Annotated in this window: 11 protein-coding genes; 4 read left to right on the top strand and 7 right to left on the bottom strand. The window is 65.4% G+C overall.

Features of this window, described 5'->3' with window-relative positions:
• Positions 1-36: 36 nt before the first annotated feature.
• A complete protein-coding gene (gene mutL, locus V1290_RS24495) occupies positions 37-1,842 on the top strand; it encodes a DNA mismatch repair endonuclease MutL (RefSeq protein ID WP_334366745.1) in 1,806 nt (601 codons plus the stop codon).
• A 298-nt stretch (positions 1,843-2,140) separates the two neighbouring features.
• Here the strand turns inward: mutL and rsmD are convergent, their stop codons facing one another.
• Entirely contained in the window at positions 2,141-2,695 is a 555-nt protein-coding gene (rsmD, locus tag V1290_RS24490) for a 16S rRNA (guanine(966)-N(2))-methyltransferase RsmD (protein ID WP_334366744.1), read from the bottom strand.
• A gap of 179 nt (positions 2,696-2,874) precedes the next feature.
• A complete protein-coding gene (locus V1290_RS24485; protein ID WP_334366743.1) occupies positions 2,875-4,857 on the bottom strand; it encodes a pseudouridine synthase in 1,983 nt (660 codons plus the stop codon).
• 153 nt (positions 4,858-5,010) lie between these two features.
• On the opposite strand from V1290_RS24485, the gene V1290_RS24480 reads away from it, so the two are divergent.
• Complete coding sequence (locus V1290_RS24480) at positions 5,011-5,469, top strand: nucleoside deaminase (RefSeq protein WP_334366742.1); 459 nt, start codon at positions 5,011-5,013, stop codon at positions 5,467-5,469.
• Between the two features lie 111 nt (positions 5,470-5,580).
• Here V1290_RS24480 and V1290_RS24475 read toward each other — a convergent pair whose 3' ends face one another.
• Complete coding sequence (locus tag V1290_RS24475; RefSeq protein ID WP_334366741.1) at positions 5,581-6,486, bottom strand: alpha/beta fold hydrolase; 906 nt, start codon at positions 6,484-6,486, stop codon at positions 5,581-5,583.
• Between the two features lie 123 nt (positions 6,487-6,609).
• Between V1290_RS24475 and V1290_RS24470 the strand changes: the two genes are divergently transcribed.
• The gene (locus V1290_RS24470; protein WP_334366740.1) at positions 6,610-7,842 is read left to right on the top strand and encodes an acyl-CoA dehydrogenase family protein; all 1,233 of its coding nucleotides are present in this window, start codon (positions 6,610-6,612) and stop codon (positions 7,840-7,842) included.
• 98 nt (positions 7,843-7,940) lie between these two features.
• On the opposite strand, the gene purD is transcribed toward V1290_RS24470, so the two are convergent.
• From purD to V1290_RS24450, 4 genes are all read right to left on the bottom strand, one after another.
• Positions 7,941-9,224: a phosphoribosylamine--glycine ligase gene (gene purD / locus V1290_RS24465; RefSeq protein ID WP_334366739.1), complete on the bottom strand. Its 1,284-nt coding sequence runs from the start codon at positions 9,222-9,224 to the stop codon at positions 7,941-7,943.
• A gap of 95 nt (positions 9,225-9,319) precedes the next feature.
• Entirely contained in the window at positions 9,320-9,625 is a 306-nt protein-coding gene (locus V1290_RS24460) for a winged helix-turn-helix domain-containing protein (RefSeq protein ID WP_275189683.1), read from the bottom strand.
• A gap of 4 nt (positions 9,626-9,629) precedes the next feature.
• Entirely contained in the window at positions 9,630-10,181 is a 552-nt protein-coding gene (locus tag V1290_RS24455; protein ID WP_334366738.1) for a hypothetical protein, read from the bottom strand.
• Positions 10,182-10,206: 25 nt separating this feature from the next.
• On the bottom strand, positions 10,207-11,217 hold the full coding sequence (locus V1290_RS24450) for an alpha/beta fold hydrolase (RefSeq protein WP_334366737.1): 1,011 nt from the start codon (positions 11,215-11,217) through the stop codon (positions 10,207-10,209).
• A gap of 136 nt (positions 11,218-11,353) precedes the next feature.
• Here V1290_RS24450 and xseA point away from each other — a divergent pair, with 136 nt between their 5' ends.
• Entirely contained in the window at positions 11,354-12,973 is a 1,620-nt protein-coding gene (gene xseA / locus V1290_RS24445) for an exodeoxyribonuclease VII large subunit (protein ID WP_334366736.1), read from the top strand.
• Position 12,974: the final 1 nt, after the last annotated feature.

Raw genomic sequence — 12,974 nt, 5'->3', positions numbered from 1 at the left:
AAATCGTCGTCCAGCCTCGAATCGATCTGAGACCTCATGCCCGTCCGCCAGCTTCCCGAACAGGTCGTCAACCGCATCGCCGCCGGCGAAGTGGTCGAGCGTCCCGCGAGCGTGGTGAAGGAACTGGTCGAAAACGCCATCGACGCCAGCGCCAGCCGCGTCGACATTTTCACCGATGGCGGCGGCAGGCGGCGGATCGGCATCATCGATGACGGCAGCGGAATGACTCATGGCGATCTCGCACTCGCCGTCGACCGTCACGCCACCTCGAAGCTCGATGATGAGGATCTGTTACGCATTCGAACGCTGGGCTTTCGCGGCGAGGCCCTGCCCTCGATCGGCGCCGTAGCGAAGCTCGGTATCACCACGCGCCACGCCAGCGAACCGCATGCCTGGTCGCTGTCGGTCGAAGGCGGCCTGAAATCGCAGATCATGCCGGCCGCGCTGTCGCAAGGCACCCGCGTCGAGGTCAGCGATCTCTTTTATGCAACGCCCGCCCGGCTGAAATTCCTCAAGACCGACCGCACCGAGGCCGAGGCGATCCGCGAAGTGGTGCGGCGCCTCGCGATGGCGCGGCCCGACATCGCTTTCACCTTGGCCGGCGAGGAACGCGCGCCGGTGACCTGGGCCGCGGCGCTGCCGGGTGCTGCGGGCCGGCTGACGCGGCTCGGCGACATCTTGGGTCACGATTTCCGTTCTTGCGCCATTGAAGTGCGCTCCGAGCGCGAAGGCGTCGTGGTCGAGGGCTTTGCCGCCGCCCCCTCGCTGACCCGCGCCAATGCGCTCGGGCAATATCTGTTCGTCAACGGCCGCCCGGTCCGCGACAAGCTCCTCCTCGGCGCGGTGCGCGCGGCCTATTCCGACTATCTGCCGCGCGACCGGCATCCGGTCGTCGCGCTGTTCGTGACGCTGGCGCCGCAGGAGGTCGACGCCAACGTGCATCCGGCCAAGACCGAGGTGCGGTTTCGCAACGCCGGGCTTGTTCGTGCGCTGATCGTGCATGCGCTCAAGGACGGCCTCGCCCGCGAGGGCCGGCGCACCGCTGCCAATACCGACGGTGCGGCGCTGTCGGCGTTTCGTCCGTCCTTTGCGCCGCGCCCGACCAACTGGGACTGGCGGAGTTCGCCGGCCTATCCGGTCAGGCCTTCGTTCGAAGGCGCGGCGGCAACGGCGCTCGCCGAAGCCGGGCAAGCCGCGTTCGATGTCGGCGCGCCGACCGCCGACGTGCGCTTCGAGGCGCAGTCCTCTGCCGACCTGCTCGACCGACCGCTTGGCGCGGCGCGGACGCAAATCCACGAGACCTATATCGTCTCGCAAACCCGCGACGGCCTGATCGTCGTGGACCAGCATGCCGCCCATGAGCGCATTGTCTACGAGAAGCTGAAGGCGTCGCTGGCGAAGAACGGCGTGCAGCGGCAGATTCTGCTGATCCCCGAGATCGTCGAACTCGATGAGGCGACCGTCGAGAAGCTGCTGGCGCGCGCCGAGGAACTCGCCTCCTTCGGACTTGCGATCGAATCCTTCGGCCCCGGCGCGGTGGCGGTGCGCGAGACACCGTCGCTGCTCGGCAAGGCAAATGCCGCAGGGTTGCTGCGCGATCTCGCCGAGCACATGGCCGAATGGGACGAGGCACTGCCGCTGGAGCGCCGCCTGATGCATGTCGCCGCCACCATGGCCTGCCACGGCTCGGTCCGCGCCGGGAGACGCCTCAAGCCCGAAGAGATGAACGCGCTTCTGCGCGAGATGGAAGACACGCCGAACTCCGGCCAGTGCAATCACGGCCGCCCGACTTATGTGGAATTGAAGTTGAGCGATATCGAGAAGCTGTTCGGGCGGCGGTAGCTGCAAGCCGCTTCTTGTTCCCCCTTGGTGAGTGACGAAAATGTCAGTTATGTTCGGACCATGCTGCTTCTGCAGTCGCGAAATTGAAAAAACCGCGACTGATCCGTGCCGTGTCACGGTTGAAACGGCTGATGGCAAATGGCAGGCTTGGACGTGCCACGGCTCATGTTTCCGGGAGAGATTGACCGACCCGCCGGAAGCCCCCGGACTATTTGAGCCAGCTCATTTCTGACTGACGGCTTGCGGCTGGCCTCCGCCGTCGATCGCCGTACTCGTCAAGGGCCAGGGTAAGAAAGCGTCACTCCGCCCGCAAAAACACGAACTCCGTATCGTCATACGCCCGCCGCTCGAGCTCCTCGAAGCCCTCGGGCGCTGCGAACGCCGCATCCTTCGCTTCCTCCACCACCAGCAGCGCCCCCGCCGTCAGCCAACCGCCATCGCGCAGCGAGGCCAGCGCCTTCTCCGCTAGCCCCTTGCCATAGGGCGGATCGAGAAACACCAGCGAGAACGGCTCGACCGGATGCGCCGGGCCGAGATTGGCGGCGTCGCGGCGATAGACTTTTGTCACGCCGCCGAGCCCCAGCGCCTCGACATTGTTGCGCAACAGCGCGCGCGCTTCGGCGCCGTTGTCGACGAACAGCGTGAAGCTGGCGCCGCGCGACACCGCCTCGATGCCGAGCGCGCCGGTACCGGCGAACAGGTCGAGCACGCGCGCGCCTTGAATCGGATCGTCGTAGGCGTGGATCAGGATGTTGAACACGGACTCGCGCAGGCGATCCGCCGTCGGGCGAATGTCCCGCGAGGAGGGCGAGGCGATATTACGGCCCTTCAATCGTCCGCCGACGACACGCATCAACGTGCGGCCCGGCTGTGCTCCCTTCCCCCTTGCGGGGAAGGGTTGGGGAAGGGGGTGCCACACGGGCAGACTTCCCGTGGGATACCCCTCTCCCTAGCCCTCCCCCGCAAGGGGGGAGGGAACGCAGTATGCGCCGGGGCAGAGACCAAAGGAAGCGCGACACTCATCTGGCGTCCCTACTCGTCCCGCGGCTTCAGGTCGCGCTTGCCGTGATAGCCGCGTCGCGGGCGGCGCGGCGGGCCGTAGCCGTTGGCCTCGTCCTCGTTGCGCGCGCGGGCTTCCTCGCTGCCGGTGCGCTGCACCAGCACGCGGCGGCCCTTGCGGTCGGCGATCAGCGCGCTCTTGCCCGCCGGCTTGAACGGCTTCTTGCCGCGCGCTGCGTCGTCCTCACTATCGGATTTCTCGCCCGGCATCGGCCGGTTGAAATCCGCGCCCGCGAGTGCAGCGATCTTCTCGCCGAGCTGCTCGCGCAGCACACGGGTCTTGACCTCCTCGACCTGGCCCTCGGCCAGTTCGCCGAGCTGGAACGGTCCGTAGGAGACGCGGATCAGGCGGTTCACCTCGAGGCCGAGATGCGCCATGACGTTGCGGACCTCGCGGTTCTTGCCTTCGCGGATCGCGAACACCAGCCAGACGTTGGCGCCCTGGTCGCGCTCCAGCGTTGCATCGATCGAGCCGTACTTGACGCCGTCGACTTCGACGCCTTTTTTCAGGTCATCGAGCTGCGCCTGCGTGACCTCGCCGTGAGCGCGCACGCGATAACGCCTGAGCCAGCCGGTGTCGGGCAGTTCGAGCGCACGCGCGAGTCCGCCGTCATTGGTCAGCAGCAGCAGGCCCTCGGTGTTGAAATCGAGCCGGCCGACCGAGATCAGCCGCGGCAGGCCTTCCGGCAGATTGTCGAACACGGTCGGCCGCCCTTCGGGATCGGCATGCGTGGTCATCAGCCCGCGCGGCTTGTGATACATGAACAGTCGCGTGCGCTCGCGCGGCGGCAACACCTTGCCATCGACGGCGATCACGTCATTGGCGGTGACGTCGAGCGCCGGCGAATTGATGACGCGGCCGTTGACGGTGACGCGGCCCTGCGTGATCCATTCCTCGGCATCGCGGCGCGAGGCCAAGCCTGCGCGGGCCACCACCTTGGCGATGCGCTCTCCGGCCTTCTTCGGCTTCGGCTCCGCGCGCGGCGCGCACTTGTCGAAATCGGTCGGGCGCTCGCGATACGCGCCACGGCCGCCGAAGGCCGGGCGCTTTGCGAATATCTTGCCGTCGTCCTCGTTGTCGCGGCGCGGCCGGTCGCGAAAGCGTCCCTCGCTGCGCGGATGCTCCTGCCACTCGGTGCGGCCTGCCGGCCGCTCCCTGTCACGGTCTCGATCGCCGCGCTCGCACGGACGATCGAACTTCGGCCGGTCCTCGCGCGAGCGCGAAAACCGCGGACGTTCGCCGCCGCCACGATCATCACGCCTTTGCCACGGCTTGTCCTCACCCCGCTCGGGACGATCACCAAAATCCTTGCGTGGACTGCGCGAAATTCGCTTCTCGCCATCGCGCGGCGCACGATCACCATAGGGCCGATCGCCACGCGGACGGTCGCCGTCTTTGCGGAAACCTTCTCCGCGCGGCGTGTAAGGCCGCTTGTCGCCGAATTTCCTGTCGGAGGAACGCCCGGCCGGACGGCCCTCTTCGCGCTCACGACGCGCGGGACGCTCGTCGCGAGCATGGCTCCCCCGGTCGCCACGCGGTTTGAACGAACGCTTGTCGCCATCGCGATCGTCCCGCGCGCGAAAATCCTTGCGCGGCCCCCGCTCGGGGCGATCACCGCCGGAACGATCCTCCCGGTCAAATCTTGCCCGAGGCCGATCGCCAAAATCCCGGCGCGGCGGACGGTCGTCGTCGCGGCGGAACGAAGCACCTTCCCGCTTGCCGGCGTAGGGCTTCTTGCCGAACGATTTTGCCCCTTCGGACTTCCCGGCATAGGGACGCCGCTCACCGCCGCGCTCGTCGCCATCCCGGGCACCAAAGCCGCGCTTGGCAAACTTCTTCTCAGGCCCCCGCGCCGCTCCCGAGCGGCCCTTGCCTCCGCCGGCGCGGCCCTGGCCGCCCCCGGGACGGTCCCGCCGGCCGCGGGAATCGTTGTTTTTGTCGTTATCGCGGGGCATGAATGTTCTCTTGGGTCCGAATAAAATGGCCATCAGGCGGATCAGGATGGGCTGTCATAGCGATAACGCGCGCGCACTTCGCTCAAGGCGCATTCTCACGCAAAACCGGCATCCACGTTTGCTGAAGGCGGCCCTCATAGCAGGTTTATTCCAATGATACGAGGCATGACTGCCCCTTCTTTCATGGATTTGGCGCTAAAAACGGCCGAAAACGCCGGAAAGGCCGGCGAAGTTCCGATCGGCTGCGTGATCGTGCGGGATTACGAGGTGATCGCCACCGCCGGCAACCGGACGCTGACCGACCGCGATCCGACCGCGCACGCCGAAATATTGGCGATCCGGCAGGCGGCGGAGGTCATCGGGACCGAGCGGCTGGTCGATTGCGACCTCTACGTCACGCTGGAGCCCTGCACGATGTGCGCCGGCGCGATCTCGTTTGCGCGGATCCGGCGGCTCTATTACGGCGCCGCCGATCCCAAGGGCGGCGCGGTGGATTCCGGCGTGCGCTTCTTCGCGCAGCCGACCTGCCATCACGTGCCGGAGGTTTACTCGGCTGTGGGAGAGACAGAGGCGGCAGCGCTGCTCAAGGAGTTCTTCAAGGTGAGACGGTAGCCCCGCCGTCATTGCGAGCGAAGCGAAGCAATCCACGTCGCGACATAACGGACGGATGGATTGCTTCGTCGCTCCGCTCCTCGCAATGACGTAGGAGAGGTCCGCGCCAACTCATGGTGCCATGAAGAATTCTTTTAACAATTTCGCCGTCACGTCCGGATTCTCCTCCGCCAGAAAATGCCCCGAGTCCACCGGCGCACCTTCCACGTTCGTCGCCCATTTCTTCCACGCATCGAGCGGCGTCGTTGCAGCAGGCGCGACGCCGGCATCGCCCCACAGCGCCAGCATTGGAATCGTGATCTTCTTTCCGGCGTCGAAATCGGCCTTGTCGATTTCGTAGTCGGCATAGGCACCGGCGCGGTAGTCCTCGCACATCGCATGCACGCGGGCGGGATCGCGGAACGGCGCGAGATAATGTTCCAGCGCGCGCGGATCGATCGCGTCGAGCGTCTTCGATTTGGTCTGGCTGGCCATCTTGTACTTGAGGAAAAATTCTCCGTTGTTGGCGATCAGCGTTTCCGGCAGCGGATAGGGCTGCGCCAGAAACGCCCAGTGGTAGATCTTCAGCGCCGAAAGCCGGTTCAGCTTCTCCCAATAGTCATAGGTCGGCGCGATATCGAGCACCGCGAGCTTCGACAACCGGCCGGGATGATCGAGCGCCAGCCGGTATGACACGCGGCCGCCGCGGTCGTGTCCGGCAAGTGCGAAATGCACGTGGCCGAGCTGCTCCATCGCCTCCACCATCGCCTGCGCCATCGCGCGCTTGGTGTAGGGCGTATGGTTCTCATCGCTGCGGGGCATGTCCGACCAGCCATAGCCCGGCAGGTCAGCGATGATCAGCGTGAACTGGTCCGCGAGCTGCGGCGCGACTTGGTGCCACATCACATGCGTCGACGAAAACCCGTGCAGCAGCAAAAGCGGCGGGCCGTTGCCGCCGACACGGGCAAAGATGCGGCCCGACGAGGTGTTGATCCATTCGGCCGCGTATCCGGGAAACAGATCGGCAAGATCGGGCATAGGCACTCCTTCGTGGGCTGCAGCACTTGCTTGAAACTTTGTTTGCCGTTGCCGCTGGCAGACCGCAGGTTTATGCCATCCCTCAAGTCCGACCAACAACAACAAGACGCGAGGAAACCAGCGATGTCGATCGATTTCGAAATCCCGTCTGAGGCCAAGGCGATCCGCGAGAAGGTTCGCAAATGGGTGCAGGAGGAATGCATCCCGGCGGAGAAGGAACTCGACACCAAGCCGCTCGCTGAAGTGCTCGGCCCGCTACGGGCCAAGGCCCGGGCGCGCGGTCTGTGGTGCCCGTGGGTGCCGAAGGAATATGGCGGCATGGGCCTCGGCCCGCTCGCCAACGCGCTGGTGCAGATGGAGCTCGGCGAGAGCATGCTGGGTGCGCTGTCGATGAACACGCAAGGTCCCGACGACGCCTCGATGATGACGATCCTGGCCCACGGCACGGAATATCAGAAGGAGAAGTTCCTTAAACCCCTACTCAACGGCGACAAGCGCATCTGCTTCTCGATGACGGAAAAGGCCGCTGGTGCCGACGCCACCGGCATGCAGACCACGGCAGTCAAGGACGGCAACGAGAACTACGTCCTGAACGGCGAGAAGTGGTTTTCCTCCTCCGCCAGCGTGGCCGACATGGCGCTGGTGATGGCCAAGACCGATCCGAACGCGCCGCGGCACAAGCAGTATTCCACCTTCATCGTGGAGTTGCCGAACCCCGGCTATAAGATCAAGCGCAATGTCGCCAACATGGCGATCGAGGGACCGCATGACGACATCCTGCACGGCGGCCACTCCGAGATCGAGATCAGGGATCTGAAGGTGCCGGCCGACAATCTGCTCGGCGGCGAAGGCAATGGCTTTGCAATGGGCCAGCACCGTCTCGCTTATGGCCGCCTGCGCCACGGCATGCACAACGTCGCCAAGGCGCAACGCGCGCTGGACATGGCAGTCGCCCATGTCACCAAGCGCTCGACCTTCGGTAAATTGCTCGCCGACCGGCAGGCGGTGCAGTTCATGCTCGCCGATTGCGCCAGCGAACTCTACATCGGCCGCCTGATGCTGCTGCACATCGCCTACAAGGCGGAAAAAGGCCTCGACATCCGCCAGGAGAACTCGATCGCAAAGATCTTCCATGCGCACATGGTGCACAAGGTGATCGACACCGCGATCCAGCTCCACGGCGCGCTCGGCTTCAGCCAGGATACGCCGCTGGCGAAGTGGTACACCCAGGTGCGCTCGCAGCGGCTGGTCGACGGTCCGGATGAAGTACACAAGTGGAAGATCGGCAAGAACGTCATCAAGGCGTTCCGCGAGCACGGCACGACTGCGAGTGCAGCAGGCGGGGATTTGTTGTAGCCATCGTCATTGCGAGCGAAGCGAAGCAATCCACTTCTCCGCGCCGGGATAGTTGGATTGCTTCGTCGCTGCGCTCCTCGCAATGACGGAAGGAGCGGTCAGCCCCGCGCCCTCTCCACCTCCACCGCCTGCCAGGCGATGTCACGGCGGCAAAAACCATCCGGCCATTTGATGCGATCGACGGCCTGATAGGCACGCTCTCTCGCCTCAGTGACGGTCTTGCCCATCGCGCAGACGTTCAGCACGCGGCCGCCGTTGGCGACAATGCCACCATCCTTCGCAGCCGTACCGGCATGGAAGATTTCGACGCCCTCAATCTTGGCCGCATCATCGAGCCCGTCGATGCGCGTGCCCTTCTTGTAGTCGCCGGGATAACCCTTCGCCGCCATCACCACGGTCAGCGCCGGATCGGGAAACCAGCGCAGGTCGAAATGCTTCAGTTCTCCGTCGCAGGCCGCCAGAAACGCCGGCACGATGTCCGACATCATTCGCAGCATCAGCACCTGGCACTCGGGGTCGCCAAAGCGGACGTTGTATTCGAACAGTTTTGGCCCCTGCTCCGTCAGCATCACGCCGGCGTAGAGCACGCCGCGAAACGGCGCGCCGCGCTTCTTCATGCCCGCGACGGTCGGCAGGATGATCCGCGCCATGATCTGGTCGTGAATTTCAGCCGTCACGAACGGGGTCGGCGAATAGGCGCCCATGCCGCCGGTGTTCGGCCCCTCGTCGTGATCGAACACGCGCTTGTGGTCTTGCGCCGAGGCGAGCGGGATCGCGGTGTCGCCGTCGCATAGCGCAAAGAAGCTGATCTCGCGGCCGGCGAGGAATTCCTCGATCACGACTTCGGTACCGGCCGCGCCGAACGCGCCGTCGAACATCATGGCGATGGCAGCTTCCGCCTCAGCCAAAGTCTTCGCTACCACGACGCCCTTGCCGGCGGCCAACCCATCGGCCTTGACCACGATCGGCGCGCCCTGCGTGCGCACATAGGCGAGAGCGTCGGCCGCATTGTCAAAACGACGATAGGCGCCAGTCGGAATATCGAATTCGCGGCACAGGTCCTTCGTAAATCCCTTGGAGCCCTCGAGTTGCGCCGCCTGCTTGCTCGGACCGAACGCCTTGATGCCGGCACCAGCGAGATCGTCGACGATCCCGGCGGCAAGCGGCGTTTCAGGGCCGACCACGACGAGATCCACGGCGTTCGTTTTGCAGAACTCGATCACCGCGCCATGATTCGCAACGTCGAGCGCGACGCATTCAGCTTCGCGCGCGATGCCGGCATTGCCCGGCGCGCACCACAATTTGGTCAGCAGCGGGGAAGCGGCGATTTTCCACGCCAGAGCATGTTCGCGGCCGCCGGAACCGAGCAGGAGAATGTTCATGAATCTGGCCAGATACGGGAGTTCAAGGCCAAGTCGGTCGCATAAAACTCCCTCCCCCCGCAAGGGGAGCATCACGCTTGTGCAGAGGAGTTTCGCTACACTTTCCCCCCTGACGCGGCGATGATCTCCTGCAGCGTGGCGACATGGCGGGCGAAGGCGCCGCGGCCGGCCGCGGTCGCGGTTACCGTGGTCTGCGGCTTCTTGCCGACAAAGGCCTTTTCCACCGCGACATAACCGGCCTTGGCCAGCGTCTCGATATGGGCGCCGAGATTGCCGTCGGTAGCGCCGGTGAGTTGCTTCAGTTTTGAGAATTCCAGCCCGGTGCCCGATGGTAATGCGTTCAGCCCCGCCATGATCCGCAAGCGCAGGGGTTGATGGATGATATCGTCGATCTCGGCCATGGCGCTAGCTCCGGCGCATCCACCAGCCGCCGAGCATCAGCCCGCCGCCATCGACAAAGGCCATCCACAGGTCGAACCAGTCGCCGACCAGGAAGTATCCGACCAGCGCCAGTGCGCTGATGCAAAGACCGATCACGACAAAGGCTTGTCCGAACCAGAGTCCGGCGATGACGTAGAGCAGCATGAAATAAATTGGCCAGAACGTGCCCATTTGGCGCGGCGTGAAGTGGCCGAGCACGCTGGTGCAGAGGAACCCAAAGGCGAAGAACAGCACGAACGCGATCAGCATCCTGAAGTCGAAGGTGCGAATGCCTGTCTTGCGATATCCGAAGGCGCTGATCGCAAACGATCCCGCGACGCCCGCGACGTTCAGCGCGGCCCAGAAATAGCCGGCCTGGCGCGGCAGCAGAAACGAGCCGAGATAGCCGGCAAATACCAGCGCGCCCCACATGATCAGCATCAGGCTGGCGAGATGGTAGATCCGCGATTGCCGGACGCGGCGCGTCATCTCGTTGATGTCGGCGAGCGCCTCGGAGGCCGCGCGGCTGTCGATCATGTTGCCCATCCCCACCCCTTCGCCGCTATGACCCCGCCATGGCGCGCGTGGCAACATCTTCGGCGATGATGGATACCGCCTTCGGCGCGGCGACGATACCCATGTGGTTGATCCCGTCGAGCACCCTGACGTCGACCGCGACCTTCGCGCCACGCACGGCTTCGGCGTATTTGTCCGCGAGCATCAATTCGTCGTCGGCGCCGCAGATGATAGTGAGAGGTCTCGCCGCCGCAGCGAGATCGCGGCGGAAGTCGCTGCGCGCCGCAAAGTTGCGCATCAACCGGTCGGTATAGGTCGACACCAGCGTCTTCTCGGAGTTCGGTGGTACCGCGAGCGCCAGCACCGGCAGCGCCTCACAGCAGTTGACGCCGATGGCGCGTAGCGCCGTCAGCCCGAGGATGCGCGGGATATCGGCGCGCGCCCAGCCGCCGGAACTCGGCCGGGTGGAGGGAGCATCGTAGCCGAGATAGGGAGCGAGCAGCACGAAGCGCTCGAACAGGTTCTGAATCGGCGAGCCCGCCACGCGCAGCGTAAAGCCGCCGCCGGAGGAATGGCCGATCAAGGTCAGCGGCGCTGATGGCACGCTGCTGCGCAACACCGCGACGAAATCGGCGAGATCGTCCTCAAGCTGGCCGACATAGCCGATATCGCCGCGCGTGCCTGACGTGCCGTGGCCCCGCATATCGACCGCAAAGGTCTCCACGCCGTGCGCAGCCAGCGCCTGCGACAGCGCATGGATGGTGCCGCCGCTGGAGCCGGAGGAGCCATGAATCACGATCGCCACGCGCCCCGTCGGCGCGCCGCCCGCGCTATAATGGCGGAAACCGAGCCATGTGCCGTCGCGGGCCTGGAACCGCTCAATCGCAGGCAGGCTGGAAAGATCGACGGTGGCTCGCGCCCGCGAGATTGCTTGCAGTTCCGGCAACGGCTGCAGCGGCGTTGCCAGCAGGGCCAGCACCACCAGCGCCAGCACGCCGATGCCGCACAGGCCCCATTTCACGAGGCTCACGAAGCCGCGGATTAGGAATTTCAACATCGACCTCGCCTCGCCTGAACACAATGTAGAGAACTCTGTACTACAGAGTATTTGAGTTCCACAAGTCCTCGATTGGCGGGGATGATTAAAAATCCCTACGTTGCGGCAACGCCTCAAACGTCCGAATCAGTTGCCGATGCCGCCAGATAACCTGATCAACGCGCCCGAATTCACCGTCTCGGAACTCTCCTCCGCGCTGAAGCGGACGGTCGAGGACCGCTTTGGCCATGTCCGCGTCCGCGGCGAAATCTCCGGCTTTCGCGGGCCGCACTCCTCGGGTCATTGCTATTTCGCGCTGAAGGACGAGAGCGCCAAGATCGAGGCGGTGATCTGGAAGTTCGCCCATGCCCGGATGCGCTTCAAGCCGCAGGAGGGGCTTGAGGTCATCGCCACCGGCAAGCTCACGACTTATCCAAACTCCTCGAAATACCAGATCGTCATCGACTCGCTGGAGCCCGCCGGCATCGGCGCGCTGATGGCGCTGATGGAGGAGCGCAAGCGGAAGCTCGCCGCCGAGGGCCTGTTCGACGAGGCGCGCAAGCAATTGCTGCCGTGGCTGCCGGAAGTGATCGGGGTCGTCACCTCGCCGACAGGCGCGGTTATCAGAGACATCCTGCATCGGTTGGAGGACCGTTTTCCCCGCCGCGTGCTGGTGTGGCCCGTCAAGGTGCAGGGCGAAGGCTCGGCCGAGCAGGTTGCGGCCGCCATCCGCGGTTTCAACGCGCTACCCGAGACCGGACGAATCCCGCGGCCCGATCTCCTGATCGTCGCGCGCGGCGGCGGCTCCCTGGAGGATTTGTGGTCGTTCAACGAGGAGATCGTGGTTCGCGCTGCCGCCGATAGCGTGATCCCGCTGATCTCGGCCGTCGGCCACGAGACCGATATCACGCTGATCGATTTCGCCGCCGACAAGCGCGCGCCGACGCCGACGGCGGCGGCCGAAATGGCCGTTCCCGTGCGCAGCGAATTGTTCGCCGAGGTGGAAAGCCTGGCGCGCCGCACCATGGTGTGCTGGCAACGCGGCCAGGAGAGCCGCCGCAACGAATTGCGCGCCACCGCCCGCGCGCTGCCGAGCTTGAGCGAACTGCTCGCGATCCCCAGGCAGCGGCTGGATCACCTCGGCGCCGCCCTGCCCCGCGCATTGAAGGCCAATACGCACGCCCATCACCGCCGCTTTTCGCATCTCAGCGCCGGCCTGACGCTGAAGGTGTTGCGCGGACAGGTCGCGCAGGCCAGCCATCGTCTCACGGTGTCGGGTGAACGGATCAGGCTGTCCGCCCGCGCCCTGCTGCGCAACCGGCGCGACCGCTTTGCCGGGCTGGAGGTCAGGCTCAAGGCATCAAAACTCTCCAACGCCCAGGCCCAGCGCAATGCCATCGCACGCGACCGCGAACGCACGCAACGGCTGGCCGAGCGCGCCCGCCGCGCGCTTCTGACCGCCATGCAGCGTCTCGACGCGCGGGTCGCCCATAGCGGGCAATTGCTGTCGGCGCTGTCCTATCGCGGCGTGCTCGCCCGCGGCTTTGCCCTGGTGCGCGACGAGCACGGCCACGCCGTCCATGCCGCCGCCGCGGTCGGACCGAGCGCACGCCTCTCAGTCGAATTCGCCGACGGCCGCGTGGGCGTCACCGCGGATGCGGACCGGCCGGCCGCGACGACTGCCCCCGCGAGCCCTGCCAAGCCAGCCCCGCGCGAGGCCAAGCCGGCAGCGCCGAAGCGCGTGCCAAAACCGGTCGATCAGGGAAGCCTGTTCTAGT

It is taken from the genome of Bradyrhizobium sp. AZCC 1578 (assembly GCF_036924675.1).
Taxonomy (GTDB): Bacteria; Pseudomonadota; Alphaproteobacteria; order Rhizobiales; family Xanthobacteraceae; genus Bradyrhizobium.
The sequence above is the reverse complement of the archived record's forward strand: the minus strand, read 5'-3'. Positions and strand labels throughout refer to the sequence as shown.

Excerpts from the sequence above, each read along its gene's own strand:
- V1290_RS24460 (WP_275189683.1), bottom strand. The coding sequence starts at position 9,625 with ATGGCCGAGATCGACGATATCATCCATCAACCCCTGCGCTTGCGGATC.
- mutL (WP_334366745.1), top strand. The coding sequence starts at position 37 with ATGCCCGTCCGCCAGCTTCCCGAACAGGTCGTCAACCGCATCGCCGCC.
- V1290_RS24470 (WP_334366740.1), top strand. The coding sequence starts at position 6,610 with ATGTCGATCGATTTCGAAATCCCGTCTGAGGCCAAGGCGATCCGCGAG.
- V1290_RS24475 (WP_334366741.1), bottom strand. The coding sequence starts at position 6,486 with ATGCCCGATCTTGCCGATCTGTTTCCCGGATACGCGGCCGAATGGATC.
- V1290_RS24485 (WP_334366743.1), bottom strand. The coding sequence starts at position 4,857 with ATGCCCCGCGATAACGACAAAAACAACGATTCCCGCGGCCGGCGGGAC.
- V1290_RS24455 (WP_334366738.1), bottom strand. The coding sequence starts at position 10,181 with ATGATCGACAGCCGCGCGGCCTCCGAGGCGCTCGCCGACATCAACGAG.
- xseA (WP_334366736.1), top strand. The coding sequence starts at position 11,354 with ATGCCGCCAGATAACCTGATCAACGCGCCCGAATTCACCGTCTCGGAA.
- purD (WP_334366739.1), bottom strand. The coding sequence starts at position 9,224 with ATGAACATTCTCCTGCTCGGTTCCGGCGGCCGCGAACATGCTCTGGCG.
- rsmD (WP_334366744.1), bottom strand. The coding sequence starts at position 2,695 with ATGCGTGTCGTCGGCGGACGATTGAAGGGCCGTAATATCGCCTCGCCC.
- V1290_RS24450 (WP_334366737.1), bottom strand. The coding sequence starts at position 11,217 with ATGTTGAAATTCCTAATCCGCGGCTTCGTGAGCCTCGTGAAATGGGGC.
- V1290_RS24480 (WP_334366742.1), top strand. The coding sequence starts at position 5,011 with ATGATACGAGGCATGACTGCCCCTTCTTTCATGGATTTGGCGCTAAAA.